Origin of the sequence: Gluconobacter sp. DsW_056 (genome assembly GCF_002153595.1) — a bacterium.
Classification (GTDB): Bacteria; Pseudomonadota; Alphaproteobacteria; order Acetobacterales; family Acetobacteraceae; genus Gluconobacter; species Gluconobacter albidus.
The window spans coordinates 107,788-133,589 of sequence record NZ_JOPF01000004.1; the positions used below are offsets into that span (position 1 = coordinate 107,788).

The 25,802-nt window shown below is 54.8% G+C and carries 19 protein-coding genes and 2 tRNA genes; 7 read left to right on the top strand and 14 right to left on the bottom strand.

Going from position 1 to position 25,802, the window contains the following annotated elements:
• Positions 1-28 precede the first annotated feature (28 nt).
• The 3 genes from HK22_RS03595 (at position 29) to HK22_RS03605 (ending at position 3,036) form a co-directional block, all read left to right on the top strand.
• On the top strand, positions 29-961 hold the full coding sequence (locus tag HK22_RS03595; protein ID WP_086648373.1) for a mitochondrial fission ELM1 family protein: 933 nt from the start codon (positions 29-31) through the stop codon (positions 959-961).
• Positions 962-974: 13 nt separating this feature from the next.
• Positions 975-2,861 carry a hypothetical protein gene (locus tag HK22_RS03600; RefSeq protein WP_086648374.1) on the top strand — a complete coding sequence of 629 codons (1,887 nt, stop codon included), beginning with the start codon at positions 975-977 and terminating at the stop codon, positions 2,859-2,861.
• A gap of 100 nt (positions 2,862-2,961) precedes the next feature.
• Positions 2,962-3,036, top strand: a tRNA-Val gene (locus tag HK22_RS03605).
• 217 nt (positions 3,037-3,253) lie between these two features.
• Here the strand turns inward: HK22_RS03605 and HK22_RS03610 are convergent.
• Positions 3,254-4,657 (bottom strand): PLP-dependent aminotransferase family protein, encoded by a 1,404-nt coding sequence (locus HK22_RS03610; protein ID WP_233142371.1) that lies wholly within the window; start codon positions 4,655-4,657, stop codon positions 3,254-3,256.
• 122 nt (positions 4,658-4,779) lie between these two features.
• On the opposite strand from HK22_RS03610, the gene HK22_RS03615 reads away from it, so the two are divergent.
• Both HK22_RS03615 and HK22_RS03620 read left to right on the top strand, forming a co-directional pair.
• Positions 4,780-5,214 (top strand): UrcA family protein, encoded by a 435-nt coding sequence (locus tag HK22_RS03615; RefSeq protein WP_086648375.1) that lies wholly within the window; start codon positions 4,780-4,782, stop codon positions 5,212-5,214.
• A gap of 2 nt (positions 5,215-5,216) precedes the next feature.
• On the top strand, positions 5,217-6,056 hold the full coding sequence (locus HK22_RS03620) for a PhzF family phenazine biosynthesis protein (protein WP_198945473.1): 840 nt from the start codon (positions 5,217-5,219) through the stop codon (positions 6,054-6,056).
• Positions 6,057-6,842: 786 nt separating this feature from the next.
• Here HK22_RS03620 and HK22_RS03630 read toward each other — a convergent pair.
• From HK22_RS03630 to HK22_RS03660, 5 genes are all read right to left on the bottom strand, one after another.
• A complete protein-coding gene (locus tag HK22_RS03630) occupies positions 6,843-8,846 on the bottom strand; it encodes a glycosyltransferase family 4 protein (RefSeq protein ID WP_086648377.1) in 2,004 nt (667 codons plus the stop codon).
• A gap of 26 nt (positions 8,847-8,872) precedes the next feature.
• Complete coding sequence (locus tag HK22_RS03635) at positions 8,873-10,153, bottom strand: Hint domain-containing protein (protein ID WP_086648378.1); 1,281 nt, start codon at positions 10,151-10,153, stop codon at positions 8,873-8,875.
• Positions 10,154-10,788: 635 nt separating this feature from the next.
• Positions 10,789-11,388: a hypothetical protein gene (locus HK22_RS03645; protein WP_086648380.1), complete on the bottom strand. Its 600-nt coding sequence runs from the start codon at positions 11,386-11,388 to the stop codon at positions 10,789-10,791.
• Positions 11,385-13,121 carry a hypothetical protein gene (locus HK22_RS15060; protein ID WP_158093535.1) on the bottom strand — a complete coding sequence of 579 codons (1,737 nt, stop codon included), beginning with the start codon at positions 13,119-13,121 and terminating at the stop codon, positions 11,385-11,387. The genes HK22_RS03645 and HK22_RS15060 overlap by 4 nt, the downstream gene beginning before the upstream one ends.
• Before the next feature lie 254 nt (positions 13,122-13,375).
• Positions 13,376-13,591, bottom strand: coding sequence for a hypothetical protein (locus tag HK22_RS03660; protein ID WP_086648382.1), 216 nt, complete (start codon positions 13,589-13,591; stop codon positions 13,376-13,378).
• 430 nt (positions 13,592-14,021) lie between these two features.
• On the opposite strand from HK22_RS03660, the gene HK22_RS03665 reads away from it, so the two are divergent.
• Positions 14,022-14,867 carry an SDR family NAD(P)-dependent oxidoreductase gene (locus tag HK22_RS03665; protein ID WP_086648383.1) on the top strand — a complete coding sequence of 282 codons (846 nt, stop codon included), beginning with the start codon at positions 14,022-14,024 and terminating at the stop codon, positions 14,865-14,867.
• Between the two features lie 439 nt (positions 14,868-15,306).
• Here the strand turns inward: HK22_RS03665 and HK22_RS03675 are convergent, their stop codons facing one another.
• The 4 genes from HK22_RS03675 to HK22_RS03695 form a co-directional block, all read right to left on the bottom strand.
• Positions 15,307-15,912 (bottom strand): nucleoside 2-deoxyribosyltransferase, encoded by a 606-nt coding sequence (locus tag HK22_RS03675; protein WP_077802904.1) that lies wholly within the window; start codon positions 15,910-15,912, stop codon positions 15,307-15,309.
• Positions 15,913-16,750: 838 nt separating this feature from the next.
• On the bottom strand, positions 16,751-18,250 hold the full coding sequence (locus HK22_RS03685; protein WP_233142373.1) for an efflux transporter outer membrane subunit: 1,500 nt from the start codon (positions 18,248-18,250) through the stop codon (positions 16,751-16,753).
• 8 nt (positions 18,251-18,258) lie between these two features.
• Complete coding sequence (locus HK22_RS03690) at positions 18,259-19,335, bottom strand: HlyD family secretion protein (RefSeq protein WP_086648385.1); 1,077 nt, start codon at positions 19,333-19,335, stop codon at positions 18,259-18,261.
• A gap of 15 nt (positions 19,336-19,350) precedes the next feature.
• The gene (locus HK22_RS03695) at positions 19,351-21,027 is read right to left on the bottom strand and encodes an MFS transporter (RefSeq protein ID WP_077802040.1); all 1,677 of its coding nucleotides are present in this window, start codon (positions 21,025-21,027) and stop codon (positions 19,351-19,353) included.
• 168 nt (positions 21,028-21,195) lie between these two features.
• Between HK22_RS03695 and HK22_RS03700 the strand changes: the two genes are divergently transcribed.
• The gene (locus HK22_RS03700; protein ID WP_086648386.1) at positions 21,196-22,158 is read left to right on the top strand and encodes a LysR family transcriptional regulator; all 963 of its coding nucleotides are present in this window, start codon (positions 21,196-21,198) and stop codon (positions 22,156-22,158) included.
• Between the two features lie 201 nt (positions 22,159-22,359).
• Here HK22_RS03700 and HK22_RS03705 read toward each other — a convergent pair.
• From HK22_RS03705 to gatC, 4 genes are all read right to left on the bottom strand, one after another.
• A tRNA-Ser gene (locus HK22_RS03705) sits at positions 22,360-22,451 on the bottom strand.
• A gap of 90 nt (positions 22,452-22,541) precedes the next feature.
• Positions 22,542-23,999, bottom strand: a complete 1,458-nt coding sequence (gene gatB, locus HK22_RS03710) for an Asp-tRNA(Asn)/Glu-tRNA(Gln) amidotransferase subunit GatB (RefSeq protein WP_077802905.1) — start codon at positions 23,997-23,999, stop codon at positions 22,542-22,544.
• On the bottom strand, positions 23,996-25,483 hold the full coding sequence (gene gatA, locus HK22_RS03715) for an Asp-tRNA(Asn)/Glu-tRNA(Gln) amidotransferase subunit GatA (RefSeq protein ID WP_086648387.1): 1,488 nt from the start codon (positions 25,481-25,483) through the stop codon (positions 23,996-23,998). Before gatA ends, gatB begins: the two co-directional genes overlap by 4 nt.
• Positions 25,483-25,770, bottom strand: coding sequence for an Asp-tRNA(Asn)/Glu-tRNA(Gln) amidotransferase subunit GatC (gene gatC / locus HK22_RS03720; RefSeq protein WP_062028733.1), 288 nt, complete (start codon positions 25,768-25,770; stop codon positions 25,483-25,485). Before gatC ends, gatA begins: the two co-directional genes overlap by 1 nt.
• Positions 25,771-25,802 lie beyond the last annotated feature (32 nt).

The following is a 25,802-nucleotide window of genomic DNA, read 5'->3' on the forward strand; positions in this document are numbered from 1 at the left end:
AACACCTTCTTTTTTGCGGAGTTCCGTCATGAAAGCCATCATCATCGCGGAGGACTTCGCCGGCATGCGCGCGCAAGGGGCAGGACTGGCGGAAAAGGCGGGTCTGGAGTGGGATTTCCGACCGGTGCGCATCCAGCCGTTCTGGTCTAGTTTTCCCGCACGGTACTGGCCGTTTCCCCTGAAGCGGGTCGATCCGATCAGGATTCCCGAAGATACATGCCTCATCATCTGTATTGGGGGAACGGGAGGTGTGCTTGGCCGGGCCGTCGCCCGACGCGAAGGACTGCCCGTCGTTCAGATCCAGAACCCGCGCATGTCGCTCCGCAAGTTCGATCTGGTGATTGCCAACACCCATGATGGCATCACTGGGCCGAACGTCTTGATCTCACGCAATGCGCTTCACCCCGTAACGCAGCAGAAGCTCGATCTGGCACGTCCCGAATGGGAAGGGCGGCTGAAGCGGGATACACGTCCGCTTCTGTCCGTCCTGATCGGGGGCGCCAATGGCCGCTTCACATTGGGCGCGGCTGAAGCAGACCAGATAGCGGAAGGGATCATCGCCTTTACAAGGCGTAACACCATGCAGGCCGTTCTGACCCCCTCGCGCCGGACCGATCCGGCTGCAGTTGCTATTTTCCGCAAACGGCTGGAGCCGCACGGGATTGCCATCCTGACAGGAAGCGGCGACGAAAACCCCTATATGGGCATGCTGGCCTGTGCGGACATGATTGCCGTAACGACAGACAGCGTTTCCATGATTTCCGAGGCCGTGGCGACATCAGCCCCCGTTTTGATTTTTCCGCTGCCCGGGCGTTCAAGCCGGATCTCACATTTTGTGAAAACCCTCGAAGACGCCGGGCGCGTGAAACTGTTCGACCCCGAACAGGCTCCGTGGGATGTGGCCCCGCTTGACGATACCCCCCTCGTGGCGAGAGAAATGCGCCGACGTCTGAAGCTCTGAAAGGGCCCCCTGTATGCTCGATATCCGCACCTTTGGTCCGCAGGGTGGCAATATTCTTTACAAGGCGCTGGCGCATCCGCTTGCCGCCGAAGCCCTCATCCGCATGGAAGCCGAATTCGCAGGCCGGACACTCGCTGTCTACGACCCGGATGACGCCGCACGTACGCTGGCAGCCCTCTATCCCGGCCTGAAACCGGCCCATGTTTATGTCCATGATACGGAACAGGTCGGGAAGCCGGATGGTTTTGGCGGGACGCTGCGGGCGCTTGTGGATCTTCCGACGACGGAAGCGGATGTCATCCTCGCCCTGTCGTTTGAAGATGCAAAAATGCGGACGCGCCTGAAGGGGCTCCTGAACGGACGGGAGCTTCAAACCCTCGCATCAGCCCGCCTGCCGGATGACATGCTGGTCAAGGGGCGCCCTTATCTGGACAAGCTGAATTTCGCCACCAATTTTGCTTTTTTCCGCGACACGGAGCGCTTTTCCTGCAGAATAGTGACGGCAAATTATTGGTCCAGCTATGCAGCCGAAAACCTGCGCTACTGGATGCGGCTCTATGACGGAAGCGGTAGCATTCTTGCACAATGGGAGCAGCCGGTGACGGAAGCCGGTGCGGGGATCACGATCGACAGCGCGGCAGTGCGGCTGCGGTTTGATCTGCCGGAATTTACCGGACAGCTTTTCATCCACGTTCTCGGTGCGCGCGGGCATGACGTCGTGAAATACGCGCTTGATAGCTGGGGCAAGAACGGCGATCCGAGCCTGTCCGTCACGCATGACGCCAATGCCTGGCCTTCCGTGCGTTACGCGACCCTTCCAGCCCCGGAACCTGATGAGACGCTGATCGTCTGGATCCAGAACAGTCATGCGACAACAATCCCGGCGGGCGCAATTTCTTTCAACCGTATGGGGGAGGAGGCCGCACGTCTGATCGACCATGCAGTCGGGCCATTCGAGACGCTGGCTGTCGATGTCGGTGCGCTCTTTCCTGGGCTGCACTGGCCCGCACAGCTTGAACTGCGCTCGGGGCGGCATCTGGTCCGCCCGCGCTATGAAATCACCCAGCGGGGCAGGACCCGCATCGCCCATCTGAATGTGGAGCGGGACAATCTGCGTCCTGACCCCGCCATCCGTCAGTTTCCGCCTTCGCTGGGCCGGGGATTCCTGCTGCCGTTCCCGATCCTCGACCCAAAGCGCTTCGAGACTTTCCTGCAACCCAGCCCCATGTCCGAAGCGCTTCAAAACCTTCCCGTCAGGTTGGACCTGTTTGATGAATCCGGAAAAAAAACCGGTTCGCATTTTCTGGGAAACCTGCCGCGTAATCATGACACAGCCGTGGCCCTGCATGATCTGACGGACCGTGCGGGTCATGCGGATCTGGTCTACGATTTCCGCGATGGGGGTGAAGCGGACGGCTGGCTGCACGCCCTGATGCGATATCGGAACCGCAAGAGCGACCATGCCGCAGAAACCAGCTTCGGGGCGCATATCTTCAATACGCTCATGACGTGGCGTTCGGAGCCACAGTCCTATTCAGGCCCACCGCCGGGCCTGACCACCCGGCTGTTCCTGAAACTCGGCCAGAAAACAGCTCTGAACACACTGCGCAGCTGCTGTTGCCTGATTCATCCAGCCTCCGTTGAGGGCACCGACATTTCGGAAACAGTCCTCCTGCTTCACGCAGCGAATGGTTCATTGTTGGCCCAGACTACGATCAGGATCGCTCCGAACGGATCTTTCATGGTGCGTCCACACGAACTCTTCGAAGCATCGAATCTCGATAGTGCAGGGGAGGGTGGCTATGTCCTCATCCGTGACCTGACCTGCCGCCTCTTCGGCTATCATGGACTGGAAGACGGGCAGGGAGCATTCTCACTGGACCACATGTTCGGCTTCTGAGCGCCCGAAAAGGGAAGCCGGAGCGAACAAACAATCCGGCTTCCCGCGAAAAAGACCTTGTCAGAAAAATCTCACCTTGCTAGAAGCCCGTCCAGCGGATGGGCGCGTAGCTCAGCGGTAGAGCACTGCCTTCACACGGCAGGGGTCACAGGTTCAATCCCTGTCGCGCCCACCATCCAAAGTGGCTGATTTCAGACATTTTCTCCATATGAAATTTGCTTCAATCGCTTCATGGAAACCCGGTTCGTTCGGCCACTATGAATGCCCAGACCTGCACATCGGGTCAGATTGTCAAGTAATCCATAAAAATAGTATTAAACTGGTGATTCGCTAATATCATTGAGTCATCAATTCACATTAAGACATCTATATCCATTCCATTACAAAAAACCTCAAATAATTCCATCCCGGTCAGCGCTTCCGTGCCCGGTAATAACCTCCTTGATAATTGCAAGCGCGCGATCCAGCTCTCCTCTGTTGACCGAGGCGCCGAGACAGAGGCGCAATCCGGTATCAGCCTGAGGGGAAACTCCAGACGTGTCTGGAGGGGTAATTTCTACGCCTGCACGAAACAGGCGTGCCGTTACCCTCTCCGCATCGAGTGCCGACATGGGTATCCAAGCGTGAGGCGAATACATGGCTCCTGGTCGCGCGACGAGATCTCCCAGTACTGTATGTGACTGGTTCCACCGGGTGGCAGCTTCTGCCTGAATGGATTGTCCGATGGTATCGATCCGCCCTTCCGCGACCCACTGGCTGAATACCAGCGCTCCCAGTGCGGGCGGGCAGTACCCCAAGGCTCGGATACCTTGCATGAGTCGTTCCCGCGGCAGGTCAGGTGGAAGTGCCAGAAAAGCCAAACGAAACCCCGGGCAGACTCCTTTGGAAAGGCTGGCAAGATACAGTGTCCGTTCCGGCGCGTAAGACACGATCTGACGCGGCTTCTGGGAGTACGCGTAATAAGCATCGTCTTCCAGAATCAGCAGGTCGCGGGCTTTCGCAACAGCCGCGATCTGCTGTCGACGCTGCTCTGACATTGTCCGTGTGGTCGGGTTATGAAGCGTCGGCAGCGTGAAAAGCAGGCGACTCCCTGTTTCCGCTGCCGCCCGGTCAACAGCTTCGGGCAACAGCCCTTCATCATCCATCGGCACCCCCCGCAGCTTCAGACCCAGATGGGCCGCCGCCATACGCGCACCGTAGAACGTTGATGATTCACACAGGACGGTATCGCCAGGAGCACAGAATGATGAAAAAACCAGTGCAATAGCGTGCTGACCGCCGTTACACTGAATCAGGTTTCCAGCAGAGAAATCCAGCCCGTAATGCCGTGCGATCCATTGAGCGCCGGCTGCGCGGACATGCGGCAGACCCTCGCCCTGAACATAATGCACAGCAGGATCAAGCGCATTACGCCCCATGAGTGCGGCCAGAGCGGCATTCAACTCCGCCATCAGAGGCACAGGGGGGGGCGTATTGCACCGTAGGTCGATCAGGCCGCTTCTGCTTTGTCCCGTAACAGAACCACGCTCAATGGTGGGAACATCCGGAACGGCTGGCAATGCACCCCGTACGAATGATCCGCGTCCAACATGAGCGGACAACAGTCCTCGTCGTTCCGCTTCCGCATAGGCCCGTGTCACGCTTCCAACGCTGACCCCCAGCCGAAATGCCAGATCACGCTGGGGTGGCAGCTTTGCGCCAGGAGCAAGCTGCCCCGTTTTGATATCCTGCGCCATCGCCAGAACCAGCCGCTCGTAGAGCGGCTTGGGACCGGATTGTAGTTCAGGTTGCCACATAGCGGGCTCCATCAACATCATTGGAATAGGACAATATAGTGATTGAACTCTTTGAGAGAGCTGTCAATCTATAACAATCGAATCGATTCGTCTATATTGTACTATAACAATAAGGCTATCCTATGTCGCAATCAGCCATGGACATCGCACGCCTGCGACCTGAAGTCCGCATCTTTCCACAAGTCCCGGAGATAGTGCAGGCGCTGGGAGTGCTCTGTGTCATCTTCACGGGACTATTGCTGCTCATGGCCATTCATGAGCCTGCTTCAGCTCAGGAAGCCGAAGAGGGTCCCGATCAGGTCTCCGTGTCGTATGTTCGTCAGGATCTGAGCGATCCCGCCAGAGCAAGCCGCCTGCTGGTCAGGATCGACAGAGCCGCACTGAAAGCCTGCGGCGCGATGAACGGTCTTTCTATCCCGACGCAGGAGTTGATTATACGCTCAGACTGCCATCATGAAACCTTTAACCGAACAGTAGCGGCCTTTCACAATCCGACGCTGACACATCTGGCTGCCGCAATTGATCCATGGGTCGGCCCAAGAACGCAGGAACCCTGACAATGGATCTCCCTTTCCGACAGGTAGACGTTTTTTCCGCCGAGCCCTTTCGAGGCAATCCTCTCGCCGTAATTGCAGGGGCGGACGGATTATCCGATAGCCAGATGGCCCAGATCGCGAACTGGACCAATCTCAGCGAGACGACCTTTCTTCTCAAGCCAACGCATCCCGATGCCGATTATCGTGTGCGGATATTCACACCACACACCGAGTTGCCTTTTGCCGGTCATCCGACACTCGGAAGCGCATTTGTCTGGCAGTTTCTTGGAGGCGTGTCGAAATCTGATGTGATCATGCAGGAATGCGGTGCGGGTCTTGTTCCAGTGCGCAGACAGACCGATCAATTATCCTTTGCTGCTCCACCAAGGCGTCGGACTGGTCCTGTCGGACAGAATGACCTGGCGAATGCTCTTGCGGGTTTACGTTTGTTACCTGGGGATATTCTCGATGCACAATGGGCGGATAATGGCCCCGGATGGATGGCTCTTCGCTTACGCAGCCGCCGGGACATTCTGGCCATTCAGCCCGACTGGCAGAAGCTAAGAGGGCAGTACTTGGGCGTTGTAGGGGCGTGGGACGATCTGCACGATGGGGCAGACGTCCAGTTTGAGGTGAGGGCTTTTGTCGGAGACGGGCAAGGGTGGGAAGACCCTGTGACAGGAAGCCTGAACGCCGCTATGGCCCAATGGCTGATCGAAAGCGGGGTCGCGCCAGCACAATATGTGGCCACTCAGGGCACCACATTACACAGAGCCGGGCGCGTCTTCGTAGTGAAAGATGGCGATGATATCTGGATTGGAGGAAACGTCGTGACCAGGGTTGCTGGAGTAATCACATTATAGGTTTTCAGAGCGGTCGGCTGGCCAGCTTTTTATGGCATCGCAGGTTATTTTATTTTCTGGGATTTTGCCCGATCAGTAGCTGACCCCATTCACGGACCGAAATCAAGCATCCATATGTTTCTGTACTTGGACATTCGTCACGAACGCCCTTAAAACGGCTTCCCAGAAGGCTCTATACGTTGAATATCGCCCCCAGTTTGGCGGCTCTTCAACATCTGCTTTCGGGTCGACCGAAAGCAGAACCCATGTCTGCGTGATCCGATCAATTTCCTTATTTAAAGCCCGGAAGCTTCTGCAGTTCCTGGATTGCCTCCAGTTAAACTGAAGGTTACGCCCTCTCGGTCCGTCCCGGATTGCTTCATCCAGCGTGTCACCGCACATGTCGACATCTTCACCTAATGAACTGGCCCCCAAATTGGATAATCGTGGAAATGCGTCTCGAATTTCAGGCATAAAAAATAAAATGCCGAAAACATAATGGATAATGCTGTTGCGTTTGGTATTCTTGAAAGTACTCCCGACTGATTTACCAAAAACTCCAAACTTAGATGTTGGACAGGCCCATGTACCCCCATACAGAGCCTCCAAACCACTTGGATGAGTTCATGTGGCTCATATTTTAATCCAGGAGAAATACGGAACACGTAACTGGTTCTAAAACCTCTCTGAGACAGAGAAAAATTAGATTAAAGAAATTAAAATATACATTCCTGCAATATAAATTATAAAATAAATAGAGATAATTATCAATAATTATATTAAATTATAAATTTTATTTGAAATAAATTATTGAATTAAAACCCCCTTCTCTAGCTTCTCCATCTCTTTTATTATTGAAAGTATACTATAATTTTCCCTAATGAAAGAAACGCCTTTCCTAGATATATTATCAATATTTTCATTGTCATGCATAGAAATAATCATCTCTGCAATATTTTCCGCTCCCCCATCTGTAATAAGTTCTCTCAATTCCAACGGAAATGGAATACCCTCGGATGCAATAGGCGTCATGACCACAGGCAGCCCCCATCCCAACATTTCAAGCACTTTACCTTTGACCCCCGCTCCAAAGCGGAGGGGTGCCACTCCAATTCTTACTTTTCCAAAGACTTCATCCAAATCCTGAACATAACCAAGAATTTCTACGCCACGGCACGATACCTTGCGGAGATGCTCCGGCATGTGAGAACCAGCAAGATAGCAAATTATATCTGGGCGCTGTTTGTGAACGAGGGGCATGATTTCTTCTATTAACCACAACGCTGCATCCACATTAGGATGATGTCCGTAATGGCCGACGAAAAGACAGCCGCTACGCATGTGAGGTCGTTGAATGACAGGAGGCGTCATAATTGCCCATGGAACAACAAAAACAGGCGTTCTTGGGGCTAGTTCTTTTAAAAGACGCATTTCTTCCGTTGAATGTGTGATCAAAGCATCAGCTTGGATTGCACAAATTCGTTCCAGAACTCGAACACGGCGCGCTTTATTTTTCAGCTCAATGTCATCAAGCTCAGCCGCCTGACGTTCCAACCTCAGATAAGACAGATCAGCAACACTGAAAATGATACGGGCATGAGTTTGGAAATACCTTGCAAGACCAATATAGGCGTGTGCCACTTCTACACGATGAAGATAAACCAAGGAAAAACTATCGCGCTGATGACGCAAAACAGATTCAACAGTATCAAAAAGGGGGGCCTCAAAAGTTTGAATGCCATCTCTTTCCAAGAATAATTTCTGTTCTCTGGTGGCTTTTTTTTCGTTTAAAGAAATAAAGAAGACATCATATCCCATATCTGAAAGTGCACGAATGTGCGATACAATCGCATTCGACCCAGCATCCCGACTTGGATCTGGAAATCGGCTGTCTATGACAAGTGCACGTTTGCATCGGGATTTAATATTGCCCCAGGCACCTTCAGAGCCCGATACCAACGCCTGATGACGCTCAACAGAATGGTTCACATACCCAGCCATCTCCTGGTTGGCCGTTGTCTTCAAAACATCCAGCGTCGACAAAAGTATTTCCGAAACTCTTTTTCGTTCTTCGTTATTCTCAACGTTTTTTGCGGCAAACTGCATAAACCACAGTATATCGGGATCGAAAACTGAGACTGATTCGATAATGGCTGGAGATCCCTCCAACTCAGCCCCATCATCTCTAATGACGCGAACGATATTTCTTACGCGAAGAGATAAATTTTCTGGAATAACTATAACAAAGCCGTAGTTTCCTGTTCCAATTCCGCACTCTTTTATATCGCCTCGGTATCTGTTTGCTATTGAATTTATTAAAATGCGATCATTAACAATGACCTGTATACCAACAGAGTTTTCTGGTTTGCTTTCATCCCAAGCCCAACCGGCGATATAACGTCGTTCAACGATATCCAGAAACCCTGCACGTTTCTCCGTCTGCACGGCCGCTAATGCAGTGACCTCCCTTGCTTCAGCAGGAAGTTCTATTATGCAAGGAGACCCTTCCAACTCAGCGCCACCTCGCGCTTCTCGCGCTTCGATTTGGATTGGTTGTCCGGACGGCAGCCCCCCTAAAACATTAAAGCAAAAGGCATGATATCCATCGCCTATCCCAGACTGCTTAAGGTCCTCTCTATATAAATCGGCTTTAACCAGGCCTAGAACGATCCCATTACACAGAAGACGAATAAGTACAGGTTCATCCGTACCATTATACGCCCACCCTACGATGGTGGCTTTGTCGATATTATCGACAAAGCCACGCACGACGGACAGAGGCTCCTCTCCGTCAAGATTTTTTCCATCCATGATCAATAAATATCTTCATGCTCTCCTCAAGCCGAAAGACGCGCATTATTCTCAGCCGTAGATTGGAGATTTTGACGAATACTCTCTAAAACGCTTCCTTCTTCCAGGCGCGGAGCACAGTAATATACATTCTTTATATTCCGATTAGGATAACGTCGGTAGTAATCGTCTACATTATGAAACATTGACCGACTAGAATCATCGATGAAGGTTTCAGAAGGGGCACCTTCGGCGTAAATGATATCATGATCTTCAAGTTCTATATGATAATATTCAATTACTCCGCGAGGAGTCGATCTGAATATTGTTCTTTCATTAACAAGGCTTTCAGCCTGAACAAGTACTCCATCTATCAGCATGGCATGTTTCGGTGAAACTGTCAGATCGCAAACAGGGAGGCCTTTGCCTAGTGAACCACGTTTAAAGGTTATAGGCATCACATTTGGATTAATTCCCGCGAAACGCGACGAATAACTTCTATAGCCAATCCACAAAACAGGCTTCAAATCCCCGCTTACAGTCCGGACGAGGTCCCCAATCTGTAGCTTTTCTACAGATACTTCTCCATCCACCGTTCGAATGGCGGTTCCTTTGGCATAACAAGCAACAACAAGCTCTGTTCCATTAGTCCCGGAGACGGACTGAGTGGACAGGTAGGTTCCTTCTCCATCCTCCTGATCCGTGTATTGCCCATTTAGGAGCAACGTATCTCCATTGCGGAAGGATATCGTACTTGTGCCCAGCAAAGAGTTATATGTAACACCCGTAATCGTTGTCAGACTACCATTAGAACTGACAATAATTTCATCGCCCGCACCAAAGCCGTTGATGGTTGCCCCACTCAAAAGGGCAATATTAGTGCTCGACGCCGCAAGGTTGAGTGTTCCCCCACCGTTGCCAAAATTGATCGTAAGACCCGATGCTGCACTAATAAGGCTGGCTGCCCCACTAAAAATACCGCCATTGGTAATATTTACCGTTACGTATTGTAGGGCATTCAGCAATCCGCCACTAATAGACATACTCCCGCCGTCAGCATCAAGAGTGACTCCAGCCACGAGATTTATTGTTCCACTATTCACCACAACTGTCGTATGCGCTTCAGCCGTTATTGTGTATGAGGCCAAGAGTCCAAGCGCCGCCAGCTGGATAGTGGCGCTGACTGCAGAGCCGTCTCCAGATGTCACATTCAAATCATTGGCGCCAATAGCCGCAACGTAACCCAGATTATAACTTCCACCACTAGCGGATGATGTGAGTGAGAGGCTATTTCCAGTTCCGTAATAAGTATTGCCAAAGCTGGACATGCTACTTCTCCATTCTTGATGTTGACTCGGATACCAACATGGAAAGACTGCACGCAGCAGACCAAAAAAAACAATCTATTTCTATAAAATTCCACGATACTCACTTCGTAAGCATCATCATAAAGTAGTCATATTTAATAATAAACGGTTACCACTTAGCCAATTTTCAGCCACCATAAAGGGCACGCATTAATTGTTGCCCGACTTATACTCCTAAAAAACCTTTTATCTCTCACTGCGCATCAGCGATTTCAATTTCTCCTGCAGCGTTCGATGGAGAATGGCTCATTATGCAGCAGGTTTTTTTTGATGCTGACGATTCTGGTGAGCCAGACGCTGAATATCCTACTCAATCAGCAGGCAGACTATTCGATCCAGAATTGTCTATCTTTTAAATGCCATCCGGGCCTTTGCTGACCGAAAAGCTCCAGATAATGTCCTATCCTGCCTGCGCATCACCGGAATAGAAGGCAATACTGCATGGCTTGAATTGGCCAATATCGTCCATAACATGCGCGACTTCACTCTTGGAGAGGAGCAACATGAGCGTATGGCAATCAAGGGTAGGTTTAACGTCCGGCGAGCTCAAAAACAGGCCTATACAGCCTGGATCAAGGACCATTTCGTGCCTTCAGTTATAGATGCGATCCGACAAACGGATGCTCAGGTCCAGAAGAGCACGGGGCAGCATACCTGGTGATCAGCAATTCAACATGTGCCGCCAGCGCCGTCCGGTCCGCCTCAATTCGTGCCGCCGTCGCCTGCCGGGCAGCATCGTTCTGCCCCAATAATTCCCCGGCATAACCAACCTGCCGCCCGGCTTCGGCATCGGGCAGGGCAGACAAAGGCACAAACTGGACCGGGACATGCAGTGTCTGCGCTTTCGTTCGGCTGGCATCCGCCTGTAAGCCAAAAACAGGAGTAAAACTTGAAGCCGAGACCGAAAATGATCCCGACTGACTAAATGTGCCCGACAGATCCATCGTCACCGGCCCGGCAATCATTGCCACCACCGGATCTGATGTGTGCTGCGCGCACTGAAGCGCCCGGACATTGGCGCCGAACCGGACCACCTGATCGACCGTCCAGTGCTGCACGCCAGAAACACTGACCACGCCCGCTTGCGTCAGGTCTGCCTGAACACCAGCAATAGCCTGACTGATCGTGACGGGTGCCACGGATCCAGCCGAGCAGGCCGAGAGAACCAGAAGCCCGCAGAGTGCCAGCATTTTCATACTAACGTCTCGCCGCCCAGCCCCGTCCAGGCTTTCGTATTCGGGTTCCACATAGCCATGACGCCCTGTGCACCGGAACCGATGGCCTTATCCGTCACGATGGCGCGCTGCCAGGCGACAGGTGAGGCAGGAAGCGCCGCAAAGGTATATGTCGTTGAAATAACCGGTTCATTCAGAAATTCTGCCACGTTCGTCGTGGGATTAAACGACACAAGCGGGGCCTGCCATGCTGATCCGTCCGTTGTGCCAGCGCTGATATAAAGTGGAACAGGCCCTGAACTGGTGTTGTTCGCCCAGAGTTGCCAGTAATATTTCTGATCATCTTTATCAATAACGCGAAGCCCACCGGTGCCGTATCCAGCATCAATAGCGAGCCAGCCGGAGTATATTTCCGTGGAGCCATCAGCGCTGGTATGCGAGGCAATATTTGCAGCATTATTGAACTGGTCTTTCAGCCTGATCCCGACAGCACCGTTGGTGGATTTCACCCCCAGCCAGCGCGTTCCATAACTGTTCAGGCATCCGACCTGGAGGGTATCTCCTCCGTCCGAAAGTTGAAGCGCATAAGTGGCGTCAAACCCACTATCGGACGGGGCGGTAACGGTCTGAAGATCCGCTACTTTGTCAGGGCTCAGTGCAAGAAACTTTGACGGGTCTGCAGCGGTATATCCGAGAGCGGCATTGATCGCCGCCGCTGTCAGATCTACGGCGCTTCCGCCCGAACCCGGCGCACCGGCAGGAGCCTCAAACGAAATGCCCGGAGCAGTTGCGCCATTGCTCATGGTCGCGGTGAGCGTGACCGTGGAGGACTGACCGGCCACGACGGCGCCCTGACTGACAGCCACGGACGCGATGCCCACGCCTGCTGCTCCATCAGCCCCTGCCGCGCCCGTATCGCCTTTCGGTCCAGTTGCACCGGTTGCACCTACGTCACCCGATGCGCCCGTTGCCCCGGGTGCACCAGCCGGAGCCTCGAACGTCGCAGGCGCAGTTATTGTACCATCCGTCAGTGTCGCCGTCAGTGTCACCGTTGACGGCTGACCCGCAACAACACTCCCCTGTGTCACGTCGATGGATTTGATCCCGACACCCTGTGCACCATCTGGAGACAGTGCCGCGATCCACTGGCCGATGCTCTGAACTTTGCCGCCTGACGTGACATCCAGACCCGACCCATCGCCCGCATACGTGCTGGCCGTCACGCTTTCAAAAGATGGCCTCCCGACCGGGGCCGTGGCTTCCGTTGCCATAACAACCTGACCGTTCGACGAATAACCCGAAGGCAGTGCCTCAACCCCTGCGATCAGCACGCTGCCGTTCGTGAGCGTGTCAGACAGGAAATTCGATGGTGGCGCAGTCGCAACCGTCAGGTCCGTAATCTGCAGAACGGCCATCACGGAATACACGCGCCCCTGCTGGGTCGTGATTTCGAAGAGAATTTTCTGCGTCGTGTTTGGCTGCCCACTGGCAAGGAACGCCACTACCATCGTTCCGGCCACGGCACTCCACATGATCGTGAGAGCGTAGTCGCCACTTGCCGTAATGACCGTGGCGGATGTGATTGCGGTCAGCGTATCACCTGTGCCGGCCAGCAGAGCAGAAAAGTCCAGAGTATAATCCAGACACTCCGCAGACGACTTCGGACAGAAGGTGACTTGAGAGACTGTTGCATTGCTCCCCTGAAGAACGATCGTCCGGAGGGGAGAAGGCGTCAGATTGTGAATGGTGGTCATACAGCCCTCATTGCGGTCAGAAGCGCGTTAAAATCTTTACCAATCAGTGTCGTGCGGGGAATGCTTAGCCAGATACTCGACGACAGCGGACCGTGGGCTTTATTCGCGACCTGCGTGAGGAGTGCCCAGAGAGGAAAGTGGCACGGGTCGCGGGGCAGGGCGTGCTTGCCCTGTTTTCTATCCTGCATAAGATCTCCAATAGAAACGAAGGAACAGCCAAAGGCGCTGCTCGCTCGGCATCAATGATCGAAAGATCAGACGCCCTGATAAATCCGGGCACGGATCAGTTCCGGAGACTGAGCCGGGGCGGCATAAGAGACGGCCGTGGCGTCATTGTTGAGCGCGACTGTGTTGAACGTCGCGGTGTTCTGGGTCGTGGTGCAGGCGGCCGTGGAGCCGAGAAGGAGGGCACCGAGGCCTGAGTGCGAGAACGCGATTGCGCATGATGTCTCCAGACATAAAAAAACCACCTCAGAGGGCGGCTATCTGGCGTAGGCTGTTGGTACAGTGCGGAAAGCTTCCTCATAGAAAGGTAAAGTTGCGCGCACCGAGAAAAATCACGTGTCAACCTGACACTTTGCACGGATTTCCGCTCTTGAAGGAGCGGGACGAAGATCCCCCCGCCACCGCCTTATCCCGTTGGAACCTGGGCTATACCAGACTAACAAAACCGACAGCATGACACAGACAAACGCGTTCCCTGTCGCGCCTTACACGCCATAATCGTTGCATATCAGTGATACAAACAGCGGAACTGCGCACGTTTCACCCTTCAACTGCCCATCACAAGAAAAGCGTAGGATGCATTCGACTATCGCGTTATGAAGAGCCACCTGTTTTTTCCAGAAAGCCGATCATGAACGTTCTGACGCATTCAACTCCGACTGGCTCATACGATACATGAAGCTTTTTTCCTGCAGAGAAAGAGCTTCAGTACCATCATTTGCCGTCATGACAGGCGGCACAGGCGGCATTGGGTGTGAAATCGCAGGACTTCTTCTGGAACAGGGATGGGATGTTCTTCTACTGACGCGTCAGCCTCACAAGGCCGAGGAACTGATTTCCAGCAGAAACGGACGGTTTGAGGCTGTTTACTGTGACCTCACAAAACCTGCGGAACTGGAATCCGTCAGTAACGCTATTCTGGAAAGAAAAAAGAACATCGGATTGTTAATTCATTGCGCTGGAAAAATAGATCCGGAAATGACCCGGAATATCACCCGGCGCAGCCTTGAAGAACAGATGACAATTAATCTGACGTCACCGATACTCATGACCAGTCAATTACTTCCAGCCGTCTCTTTTGGGGCGCATATTGTTTTTGTTAATTCCATTGCTGGCGTCATGCCTCTGCAGGGAAGTTCCGTGTATAGCGCAACAAAGTTCGGCCTCAGAGGCTTTGCCCGCTCGCTCGCACTGGAATTCAAGTCAGGAGCGCTCCGGGTTTCGTCCATCTTTCTTGGAGCAGTCGATACTCCGATGCTCGAACAGGAAACACGGGACGGCGGATCCGTACTGAATTTTGTCAACAAGCCTCTATCAGCCCGCCATGTAGCCAACCTCATTATCCGGATGAGTGAAGGGAAGGGACGTGAAGTCTTTCTACCCGCACTGGATGGTATTTTCGCTCACGCCTGCCTGATTATGCCGTGGCTTCTGCGAATAACTACACCAATACTTGAAAAAGTTGGTCACATAGGAATGCAGCGCTTCCATAAAAACAAAAAAATATTCCAAAAAAATTAATGAAAACTCCAACGGAACGACAAAATTAATTTCCGAGAGATATTTTTAACGATTTATTGACGAAAAAAGCAAAGCGATTTAGAAATTTTTTCACCGTTCTACACTTTCAGAAGGCTGTAACGTGCCACATGTAACGTTGACTGATTTTCTGCAAGTGACCCAATGGTCGCCTGACCAGCTTGCACACCAGATTGGCCGTACAACAGATGACATCCTGCGATGGTCTCATCATGACAATGAATTGCCAGAGCTTCTTCAGCAATGGATGGCCCGCATTGTAACAGCTTTCCAGACAGAGCCTCCGCCGCCTGGATACGCGATGGAACGCTCTGCAAGCTGCTCCTTTAACGACGATCCATCAATGACTGTCGTTTGCAATGTCTGCGGCCTGGCTCCCCGCTGTGGACAAGGCCTTTACGCAAAAAATTGAGATTATAATTTATAGTCCCGCATGGAGACGCCCCGAAAGACGTGCGGCAGCTTTCCGAAAAGCCTGAAAGAAGTCGCGATCAATAGCGACGCTGCCACCCGTCATTTCAATAAAGCCTTCGACCATGCCATTCTGAAGCAGACCTTCGGAATGAACCAGCATGCCGTCCGGATCTTCCATGCACCCGGAAGAGGGAGCATCACTCTCAGGTCTTGCGGAAAGGCTTTCATTCCACACATCCCGCCAGTAGGATTCTACCTTCTCGGAATAAAGACGTCCATCTACGGTATAGGCATCCATCGGTTTCCCGAGGCCCATCATGTAACCGATTTCAACCGCCGTTCCAGGATCCATCTCAGGAGAACGACGGAACGGGTCAATACAAAACAGACCTGCGGTACAGCGATCCATCAGATCGCGATCAGCACGGACGAAAGCAAGGATGGTCTCACGTCCCGGAGGCAAAAGCCGCGCTTCAGCCTGCCCATCAAAGGGCGCAACACCTTCGAGGCCATATTCTGCACAGATCGACTTCAGCCGTGCAAACAGAGCAAGAGCTTCCGGCCGGAATACCAGATCACCGGCCAGATAAACTGAAATAAAATTGTCTGACATAGACCTAAGTCTCTACAGATTTTCGAAACACAAATAAAGCCTGATAGGACTTTCATCCGAATGTCAGGTAATCTTACTTTATGTTTCGAACCGCATCGGCGTGGGACTGAACACGGACGTACTTATCATGGTTTCAGTGTCACCAGTTGATACTGGGGCTAGGTTGTAAAATGAAGGATTCGGCTCAAAATCGACCAGACCATCAATCGGATGATAAAACCTGCGGACGCCACCTTCCCCCAGCAGTACGCTCAGGGAGCAACTTGCTGTTCATCACCGTGAATGCTCTCAGCCCGGAATTCGGCGAGTACACACACGATGCGCACGGCATTTCCAGCTACTGAGAAACGTTCGAGCACCGGGAACAGAAATACATAGCGGAAAAGGTCACGCTTCCGACTATCCTACTATCCGAAAAAAAACTTCTGCGCAGACCTGTTCGTCGCACAGGTACTCCAGAGCGTGTCGAGTACATTACAAGGTACGGTCACCTGTTCGGGGAAAGCCAGAACAGATTCGGGCAAATTAGGAAGCTCTGGCAGCTGCGAGGAGATGGAGTTCTTCATCTGCGCAAGTTCAAACGGGTAAATCCGTTCAGTGGGCGAGATCCTCAGAGCCGCCCCGATACGCGCCAACGTTGCTGCAGAACACGAAACATCGTGCCCGTGTTCGAATCAGGTACCCAAATTGTACCGGCGCCACGCGTGGACGAGCAAAAATGCTCCGAAGGTAGCATTTTGATCAGAAGGAAAGCGCATGATTGTAGTTCTCATACTAGTATAAAATATATCGCCAGCACAATCCACAGTCAGGGGAGCGATCTGGACAGGATTGAACGTCAGGGTTTCTGTGTCCAACCCCCTCCGAGTGCCCTGTACAGGTGGGCAATGGAAATCGAGACGTTGGCGCTCGATTCCGCCAATGCGCTCCGACTTGCCAGAAGAGCATTCTGCGTCGTCAGGACGTTGAGGAAGTCTCCAGCCCCCTGACTGTACTGAAGCTGCGCGATATGGACGGCAGTTTCGTCTTCCGAAACCGTTTCTTCCAGTCGATTGCGACGTTCCTGCGCTGCGCTTAGATCCGCCATGGAGTCATCGACTTCTTCCCACGCCTTCAGGAGCGTGCGCTGCAACGCAATCGCGGCTTCCTTCTGCTGGGCTCTGCGGAGATGAAGCTGCCCCGTCAGACGTCCCCCTTCGAAAAGCGGCAGCGTCATGGTCGGACCAAACCCGTACTGACGCGACGCCCATGAACCCAATCCGCTGAACTGCAACGCCTGAATATCCAGACTGCCCGACAGCGTGACACGCGGAAAAAAGTCCGCGACCGCCACGCCGATACTTGCCGTCGCGGCATGAAGATGGTCTTCAGCCGCTCGCACATCCGGGCGACGCTCCGCCAGTTCGGACGGCAGACCAACTGGAATATCAGCCGGGACGGGCGGGATGATCCGGCTCGATCCAAGTCTGTCCTTCAACGCCCCTGGTTCCCGTGCCGTCAGGAAGCTCAGCGCGTTCACGAGATGCACTTCCTGACTTTTCAGGACCGGAAGACGCGCCTCGAAGCCATGCATCTGTCCACGGGAATAGGCGACATCGAGCTTCGTCGCCGTGCCCTGCGCGAACCGGAGTTCCGTGAGTTTCACGCTATGCTTTGCGATATCAATGCTCTGTTGCGTGATGCCGATCTGTGTCTGGACATTGCGCAGGTTCAGATAATCCTGCGCCGTTTCAGCCATGAGCGAGACGAGCACATCGCGGCGCAGCTCGTCGGTTTCATGCATCGCAGCCGTCGCCGCTTCGACCTGCCGGCGGACATGCCCCCAGAAATCGACTTCCCAGGATGCACTCAACCCGTATTGGGGCAGATTGAATGAGGGATTGCCCTTTGCTCCATCCATGGCAGCCGGCCCAAAGCCCTGTTGACCGCTGGCGATCTCGCCGGGGCCCGCCTGCTGCATGGTCCCCAGTAGACCGAGAATACCATTTGTGCTGGCGCGTTCGCGGGCATAGGAGGCAGCACCTTCCATATGCGGCATCTGGGCTGCACTGGCGATCCGGCGTTCAGCCTGACTTTCCGTGAAATGCAGGGCGGCCTCGCGCAGGTCGAGGTTGTTACGCGCCACATCTTCTTCCAGCGCCGTCAGCGTGGGGTCACGATAGATCCGCCACCATTGTGCATCGACGGCGGAGGTTTCCTGCGGATGACTGGCAGCGGGGGCCAGGCTCTGGTGCCAGTGCGCGGGCGCATGGGGATCGGGCCGATGATAGTCCGGCCCTGCCGTGCAGGCAGAGAGACCTGTCAGCGCCAGGAGAAGGCAGCGGGAATTCTGGAACATGGAAGCTCTCATTTCCAGAGATACCGTGCATCATGGGAATGAGTACCCTCGGGCGTCGAAGACGTGTCGATCCGTGCTTCGACGGACATACCGATGCGCACTTTTTCTGCCAGATTCTGACCGGGGTCGAAGGTCAGTTTGACGGGAACGCGCTGAACGACCTTCGTGAAGTTTCCGGTTGCGTTATCGGGCTGGATAGCAGCGAAAGCCACACCTGTGGCTGGGGCCAGGCTGTCCACATGGGCCTTGAGCGGATGACCGGGAAACGTATCGACCCAGACCGTCGCACTCTGGCCGGTCTGGACTTTCGTCAGCTGGGTTTCCTGAAAATTCGCCAGCACATAGGCCTTGCGGACCGGCACGACCGCCAGCAGCCCCGTGCCCGGATGGACGTAGGCACCGACACGCACGCCACGCTCACCGACGACACCGTCCACCGGCGCGGGAACGGTGCAGTAGGACAGGTTCAGTTCGGCCTGATGCTCGGCACTTTTCGCCTTCAGAAGCGCACCCTGAGCCTTTTCAAGCTGCGCCTTCAGCACCGCGACCTGCTGTTCAGCCGTACTGGTTCCGGCCTTGTCGCGGGCAAGGGCCGCAACTGCTTCAAGCTGCCGGGCTTCCGCGCCCTGCTGCTGTTCAATCGTGCTCGCGCCCCCTGCGGACAGGTTGCGATACCGGGCGGCATTCTGGCGCGCAAAAACAAGCGCCGCCTCATCGGACTGCACGGTGTATTTCGCCGCGTCGACGATGGAGCCCTGACGGTCCAGCAGGGCCTGAAGATTGTTCACATCGCCCTGAGCCGCAGCCGTATCGCCACGGGCCGCATCCAGCGCCGCGCGGTAATCGTCGTCCTCGATATGCGCAAGTTCTTCCCCGGCATGGACGTATTCATTGTCCTCGGCCAGCACCCGGTCGATACGCCCGGAGACCTTCGGAGCCACGGTCGTGAAATCGGCCGTGACATAGGCATCGTTGGTTTCCTGCCGGATACCATCACCCACGAAGAAACGGTCTGCCGTCCAGGCCAGACCCGTCAGAACAATGACCGCACATCCGGCCAGAAGAAGGGGTTTTCCGTAAATCATATAAAGGCAGGTCCGTCAGTGCGCGGTGGCGGGAATGGGTGAGGGGGCGGGTTCAGGTCGGGGGTCACGGGCGGCGGCAGGCATGGCCGGAGCAGGCCCCTTGCCGGGCGGATAGACCCGTTTAGGCAGCACGGCGGTCAGCGCGACATAAGCAAGGCAGAGGCACATCACGACGAAATAGATGTCCACCAGCGCCAGCGTGATCGACTGCTCGTGCAGATAGGTGTGGAAGATCTGAAGCGTATTTCGCGCCACATGATCGCCGTCAGGCGAGCTGTTGCTGATCGCTCCGTGAATTGGATCACCCATACCGGACAGCGCTGTAGCGTTATTGCCCGCCCGGTCCAGCAGCATCGTGGAATGATACTGTTCCCGACGACGGAGCAGGATTTCGAAAATAGCGGCAGCGAACGCATTGGCCATGCCCTTGAGCATGTTGACCATGCCCGAGATGAACGGGCCGTCCGCCGGCCCCAGAGACATGGTGGCCAGCATCAGCACCGGGATCACGACCATTGGCTGACCGAGGATCTGAAGCGCCTGCAAGAGATAAAAATTGTCCCGTACCCAGTCCGGCGTCAGCCAGGTTCCAAGGAACGCTGCCAGCGCCAGACACGACATGCCGAACGCCAGCACATACCGGCAGTCCACCCGCGCGGAGTTGCACAGAGCAGCTGTCAGCGGCAGCATGATGAGCTGTGGCAGGGCAACCGTCAGCGCGACCGGAGCTGCCTGAATGGGCCGATAGCCCCGCACGGCTTCCAGATACGTCATCGGCACCTCCATCATCAGCCCGCAGATGATGAGCACGCCCACGAGTGTCAGCAGAGACATCGTGATGTTGCGGTTCTTCCAGTACTGAAGCCGGAAGAACGGGCTGTGATGGTGCCATTCATGGAACAGGAACCCCACGAACAGCGCACCGCCCCAGAATGTCAGATGAGAGATGATCGGCGAACGGAACCAGTCCAGCCGGTCCCCCTGATAGAGTACTGTCACCACACACAGGATGGATGGCACGCCAATGAAGAAGCCGCGCCAGTTGAACTTTTTGAACCGTTCGAGATGCACCGGATCGCGCGGCAGTCCGTAGGCCATCATGGCAATGGCGATGATACTGAAGGGAATGACCTCCCAGTACAGCCAGCGCCAGCCCACATGCTCGAACCACATTGCCTCAAGCGGCCCACCCAGATTGGGGCCAAAGGTGGCGCTCATCGCATAGCCGCCAATGCCGAAGACCTTGATGGGCGGCGGCAGATATTTCAGCATGACCGTCATCAGGACGGGTGGCAGACACCCTGCACTCAGCCCCTGTGCCGCACGAAGAAAGCACAGCGAGACCATGTCCGGCATGAAGGGCAGGGGGATCGACAGCATGGCGAGCACGGCCGTCATGAAGATCGAAAACCGGTAGATCGAAAACGTCATGTAGAACCAGGGCGTGAAGGCCATGGCCGCGATGTTGAAAGCCTCGTAGATCGAGGTGAACCACGTTCCCTCATCATGCCCGATATGCATCGCGCCCCGGATATCGGCGAGGCCGATTTCCGTGATGTGTTCGTTGAATCCGGCGACATGCACGGCCAGCAGCATCCCCAGACAGCCGACAATGGTCCGCATACCGAAAGGCGGAATATAGGAAGGCTGCGCGGGTGGAGCCTGCGGCGATGATGAAACTGCTGGGGTCATGGATCTTTTCCGTTACCCGACAGCCTGTATCCGGCAGGCACAGGCCCGAAAACCCACGTTTGCGGCAAGTGACGTTTCCACTTTCCGCAAGGGTTGAAATAATGCCTTCCGTTTTGTGCAAGAAACCGTGAAAACGGGGTGTGGAAATAGCAGGAAACAGGAAGAACGATGGCGAGGCGCAACAACAGCCGCAGATTCTATGACCTTGATCTTCTGCGCTATCTTCAGGCCCTGGTGGAGGAAGAGAGCGTCTCGAAAGCGGCGCTTCGCCTGAAGGTGAGTGATGCCGCCATGAGTCGCCATCTCGCCACGTTGCGGAGCGTTTTTGGCGACCCCATTCTGGTCCTGTCCGGGCGCCGGATGATGGCGACGACTTTTGCCAGTCGCATCCGCGACCGGGTTCAAAGCATTGTGAGGGACGCAGACGCGCTGGTGCACGATAGCGAAACGCTGAATCTGCGCCATCTCTCGCCCCGTTTCACGATCCGCGCCAACGATCTTATCGTGAGCGCATTCGGCCACGTGGTCCTGATGGCGCTCAAGGCTGAGTGCCCGAATTGTAGCGTGGTGTTCGCTCCGGAGACGGAAGAACCAGCCAGTGAGGCACTGCGTAACAGCCGGATTGATCTGTACGTAGGTGCAACGGATGATCTGCGTCCAGAAATCATGCGCCAGACTTTGTTCCTGACGTCATTCCGCGCCATGGTCCGTGAGGGGCACCCAATTTTCGCGCAGGGGATCACTCCGCAGACACTCGTGGAGTACGACCATATCAGCGTCTCCCGCAAAGGCCGCCCCTATGGTCCGATGGATGTCATTCTCAAGGAACGCTACGGGCTGACCCGACAGATCGCGATGGTCGTTCCAACCTATCATTCCATGATCGAGACCATCCGCGAAACAGACATGATCCTTCCGCTACCCGATATCGTTATCGACCGCCTGCCACTTTCCCAGATCCAGCTTGAGGCTTTCGAATTTCCGTTCGAGTTGCCCCCCGTCATATCCTTTCAGGCATGGCATCCCCGTGTGGATAGCGATGGCGTTCATCGGTGGCTGAGGGATACGGTCTTTCAGGTCATTCAACGCGAACTGAAAAACAGAAGAACCCCTGAAACCGCAACGGTCTGATTTCAGGATTGCGCGTCTTGCATACGAAAGAATCAAGGAGCAGGTTCAGCCGCTTCCGGCCAAACTTATAATGCGGCAGAACCCATCTTCGGCGACATATTGGTCAAGCTCCTTGCGATGGGGTCGCAGATATATCTCTGCAGCATTAAGCCGCGTGATTGAAACATCCGGCTATAACTGATTTTATATTTTGCGATATATTGGCGGAGGGGATGGGATTCGAACCCACGATACGACTTACATCGTATAACGGATTAGCAATCCGCCGCCTTCAGCCTCTCGGCCACCCCTCCGCACCTTACGCGGTTCGCACTGCGTATGCTGGAGTGTTCTTAGGGGGTAACCGCGTCGTGGTCAAACCCCCTGAGAACATTTTTTTCGTCTTACTCTGAAAGAAGTTTCTTCAGGGTTTCATTGACGAGGGCAGGGTTCCCCTTGCCCTTCATGGCCTTCATGGTCTGCCCCACAAAAAAGCCGAAAAGCTTGTCCTTGCCACTTTTATATTCTTCAACTTTGTCGTTGTTAGCCGCAAGGATGTCGCGAATGGCGCTTTCGATAGCGCCTGTATCCGTGACCTGCCGAAGACCCTTGCGCTCAACGATGACTGAGGCAGAATCGCCTGTTTCGACCATGTCTTCCAGGACTTCCTTGGCAATTTTGCCATTGATCGTGGAATTGGAAATCAGACCCAGAAGTTCCCGCAGACCTTCGGCGCTGACAGGGCTGTCTTCAATGGAGCGTCCGGTACGATTCAGGGCTGCAAAGAAATCGCCCAGCATCCAGTTCGCTGCCAACCGGGCATCAGCACCGCGTGCCACGGTCTCATAGAAGTCGGCAATGGCCTGCTCAACACACAGAACGGAAGATTCATAACGGCTGACACCGTATTCCGCTTCCAGACGGGCGCGCTTGGCTTCGGGCAGTTCCGGCAGAGCCGCTTTCAGCTCATCGACCCAGGACTGCTCAATGACCAGCGGTAGAAGATCAGGATCAGGGAAATAGCGATAATCATGCGCATCTTCCTTGCTACGCAAAGACCGCGTTTCGCTTCTGACGTGATCGAACAGGCGCGTCTCCTGATCGACGGTTCCGCCAGCTTCCCAGACCTCTATCTGCCGCTGCGCCTCGACTTCGATGGCCATCATCACAAAGCGGATCGAGTTGACGTTCTTGATCTCACAACGGGTGCGATAGTCCGTTTCGCCCGGCTTGCGAACCGACACGTTCACATCGGCACGCATGGAGCCTTCCTCCATGTTGCCGTCACAGGTGCCGATATAGCGCAGGATCTGGCGCAGCTTGCGCAGATAGGCTCCCGCTTCCTCAGGCGAGCGGATATCCGGCTCACTGACGATTTCCATCAGCGCCACACCGGCCCGGTTCAGGTCGATGAAAGAGCGCGTCGGATCCTGATCGTGGATCGACTTACCGGCATCCTGTTCAAGATGCAGACGGGTGACACCGATTTCACGCGTGCTGCCATCCGCCAGATCAACGAGAACCTTACCCTTGCCGATAATCGGGTGGGCAAACTGGCTGATCTGATAACCGGTGGGCAGATCGGCATAGAAATAGTTCTTGCGATCAAAGCGGCTGAACAGATTGATCTCGGCTTCAAGTCCCAGACCTGTGCGGACGGCCTGAGCAACGCATTCCTGATTCAGGACCGGAAGCATACCCGGAAAACCGGCGTCGACGAGGCTGACATGCGTGTTCGGCTCGCCGCCATATTCCGCCGAAGCGCCGGAAAAGAGCTTGGCCTCGCTGACGACCTGGGCATGAACTTCCAGACCGACAACGATTTCCCATTCGCCGGTGCTGCCGGTGATACGATAGCTCATGCCGACACTCCTGCATGAATAGTGGGTCTATGATGGAATGCCGCAGCCTGTTCAATAGCATGACCGGCTGCAATCAGCGTCTCTTCATCGAAGAACTTGCCGATAAGCTGCAACCCAAGCGGTACGCCGCGTGCATCCAGACCAGCCGGAACGGACAGGGCAGGGACGCCCGCCATGCTCGCCGGAACCGTGAAGACATCATTGAGATACATCTGAACCGGATCGGTGGGCTTTTCGTCCTGTGCAAAAGCGCCAGACGGCGCTGTGGGCGTCAGAAGCACATCAACGTTTTCAAAAGCTTTCAGGAAGTCCTGCTGGATCAGCGTCCGGACCTTCTGGGCCCGCAGGTAATAGGCGTCGTAATAGCCCGAAGACAGCACATGCGTGCCGATCAGGATGCGGCGCTTGACCTCTTCACCGAAACCAGCAGCACGGCTGGCTTCGTACAGGCCATCCAGCGACGGCGCGCTCACGCGTTCACCGAACCGGAGGCCGTCATAACGGGCCAGATTGGAAGACGCTTCTGCCAGAGCTGCAATATAATACGTCGGAAGGCCATATTTCGTGTGCGGCAGGGAGACCTCGACGATCTCCGCACCCGCATCACGCAGCCAGTTCATGCCCTGCTGCCAGAGCGCTTCGATTTCCGCAGGCATGCCTTCGACGTGATATTCCTTGGGAATACCGACGCGCAGACCTTTAACGCCACGCTTCAGAGCAGCTTCGTAGTTCGGAACAGGTGTATCGACGCTCGTGGAATCACGCGGATCGAAACCCGCCATCGATTCGAGCAAAATGGCGCAATCCTGAAGGTTGCGGGCCATCGGGCCAGCCTGATCTAGCGAACTTGCAAAAGCGATCGTCCCGAAGCGCGAGCACCGACCATAGGTCGGCTTGATCCCGGCAATGCCCGTGAAGGCCGCCGGCTGACGGATGGAACCGCCCGTATCCGTACCCGTCGCACCCAGAACAAGTCCTGCCGCCACAGCCGCGGCAGAACCACCGGAAGAACCACCCGGAACCAGCTTTGCGTCAGAATCCTTGCGCTTCCAGGGATTGACCGCCGGACCGAATGCCGAGTTCAGGTTAGCCGAACCCATGGCAAATTCGTCAAGGTTCAGCTTGCCAAGGAAAACCGCGCCATCCTTGAGCAGATTGGCCGTGACCGTGCTTTCATAAGGCGGCACGAAATTGCCGAGGATCTTGCTGGCAGCCGTCGTGCGAACGCCATTCGTGCAGAACAGATCCTTGATGCCCAGCGGAATTCCGCACAGGCGGCCACCTTCGCCTTTGGCCAGCGCCTCGTCCGCAACCTTTGCGCCTTCGCGAGCCTGATCGGGCGTACGGGTGATGAAGCTGTTGAGCTGACCGTCCAGACGTTCGATCGCATCAATATGAGCGTTCGTTAGTTCGACGGCGGAAATCTTGCGGGACTTGAGCGCGTCCCGGGCCGAAGCCAGCGTGAAATCATGGATGCCGGACATTATTCGACCACCTTCGGTACCGTGAAGAACGGACCTTCCCGTTCGGGAGCATTGGAGAGGACCTTGTCACGGCAGTCGCCATCCGTGACAGCGTCTTCGCGCAAACGGGGTTTTGCCAGCCCCGTGCCAATCATCGGATCAATGCCCGTGACATCCACTTCCTTGAGCTGTTCCACCCAGTCGATGATGGAGCCCATATCCTGCCCAAGGGTTTCAACCTCTTCGGGCTTAAGACCGATCCTCGCCAGTCTGGCGATGCGCGTAACCGTTTTCGCGTCGAGCGACATGAATATTCCTGAACAAGAGGAAATTTTATGGT

Excerpts from the sequence above, each read along its gene's own strand:
- HK22_RS15060 (WP_158093535.1), bottom strand. The coding sequence starts at position 13,121 with ATGACCACCATTCACAATCTGACGCCTTCTCCCCTCCGGACGATCGTT.
- gatA (WP_086648387.1), bottom strand. The coding sequence starts at position 25,483 with ATGTCCGGCATCCATGATTTCACGCTGGCTTCGGCCCGGGACGCGCTC.
- HK22_RS03700 (WP_086648386.1), top strand. The coding sequence starts at position 21,196 with ATGGCGAGGCGCAACAACAGCCGCAGATTCTATGACCTTGATCTTCTG.
- HK22_RS03630 (WP_086648377.1), bottom strand. The coding sequence starts at position 8,846 with ATGGATGGAAAAAATCTTGACGGAGAGGAGCCTCTGTCCGTCGTGCGT.
- gatC (WP_062028733.1), bottom strand. The coding sequence starts at position 25,770 with ATGTCGCTCGACGCGAAAACGGTTACGCGCATCGCCAGACTGGCGAGG.
- gatB (WP_077802905.1), bottom strand. The coding sequence starts at position 23,999 with ATGAGCTATCGTATCACCGGCAGCACCGGCGAATGGGAAATCGTTGTC.
- HK22_RS03635 (WP_086648378.1), bottom strand. The coding sequence starts at position 10,153 with ATGTCCAGCTTTGGCAATACTTATTACGGAACTGGAAATAGCCTCTCA.
- HK22_RS03595 (WP_086648373.1), top strand. The coding sequence starts at position 29 with ATGAAAGCCATCATCATCGCGGAGGACTTCGCCGGCATGCGCGCGCAA.
- HK22_RS03615 (WP_086648375.1), top strand. The coding sequence starts at position 4,780 with ATGTCGCAATCAGCCATGGACATCGCACGCCTGCGACCTGAAGTCCGC.
- HK22_RS03620 (WP_198945473.1), top strand. The coding sequence starts at position 5,217 with ATGGATCTCCCTTTCCGACAGGTAGACGTTTTTTCCGCCGAGCCCTTT.
- HK22_RS03600 (WP_086648374.1), top strand. The coding sequence starts at position 975 with ATGCTCGATATCCGCACCTTTGGTCCGCAGGGTGGCAATATTCTTTAC.
- HK22_RS03685 (WP_233142373.1), bottom strand. The coding sequence starts at position 18,250 with ATGTTCCAGAATTCCCGCTGCCTTCTCCTGGCGCTGACAGGTCTCTCT.
- HK22_RS03695 (WP_077802040.1), bottom strand. The coding sequence starts at position 21,027 with ATGACCCCAGCAGTTTCATCATCGCCGCAGGCTCCACCCGCGCAGCCT.
- HK22_RS03645 (WP_086648380.1), bottom strand. The coding sequence starts at position 11,388 with ATGAAAATGCTGGCACTCTGCGGGCTTCTGGTTCTCTCGGCCTGCTCG.
- HK22_RS03665 (WP_086648383.1), top strand. The coding sequence starts at position 14,022 with ATGAAGCTTTTTTCCTGCAGAGAAAGAGCTTCAGTACCATCATTTGCC.
- HK22_RS03690 (WP_086648385.1), bottom strand. The coding sequence starts at position 19,335 with ATGATTTACGGAAAACCCCTTCTTCTGGCCGGATGTGCGGTCATTGTT.
- HK22_RS03610 (WP_233142371.1), bottom strand. The coding sequence starts at position 4,657 with ATGTGGCAACCTGAACTACAATCCGGTCCCAAGCCGCTCTACGAGCGG.
- HK22_RS03675 (WP_077802904.1), bottom strand. The coding sequence starts at position 15,912 with ATGTCAGACAATTTTATTTCAGTTTATCTGGCCGGTGATCTGGTATTC.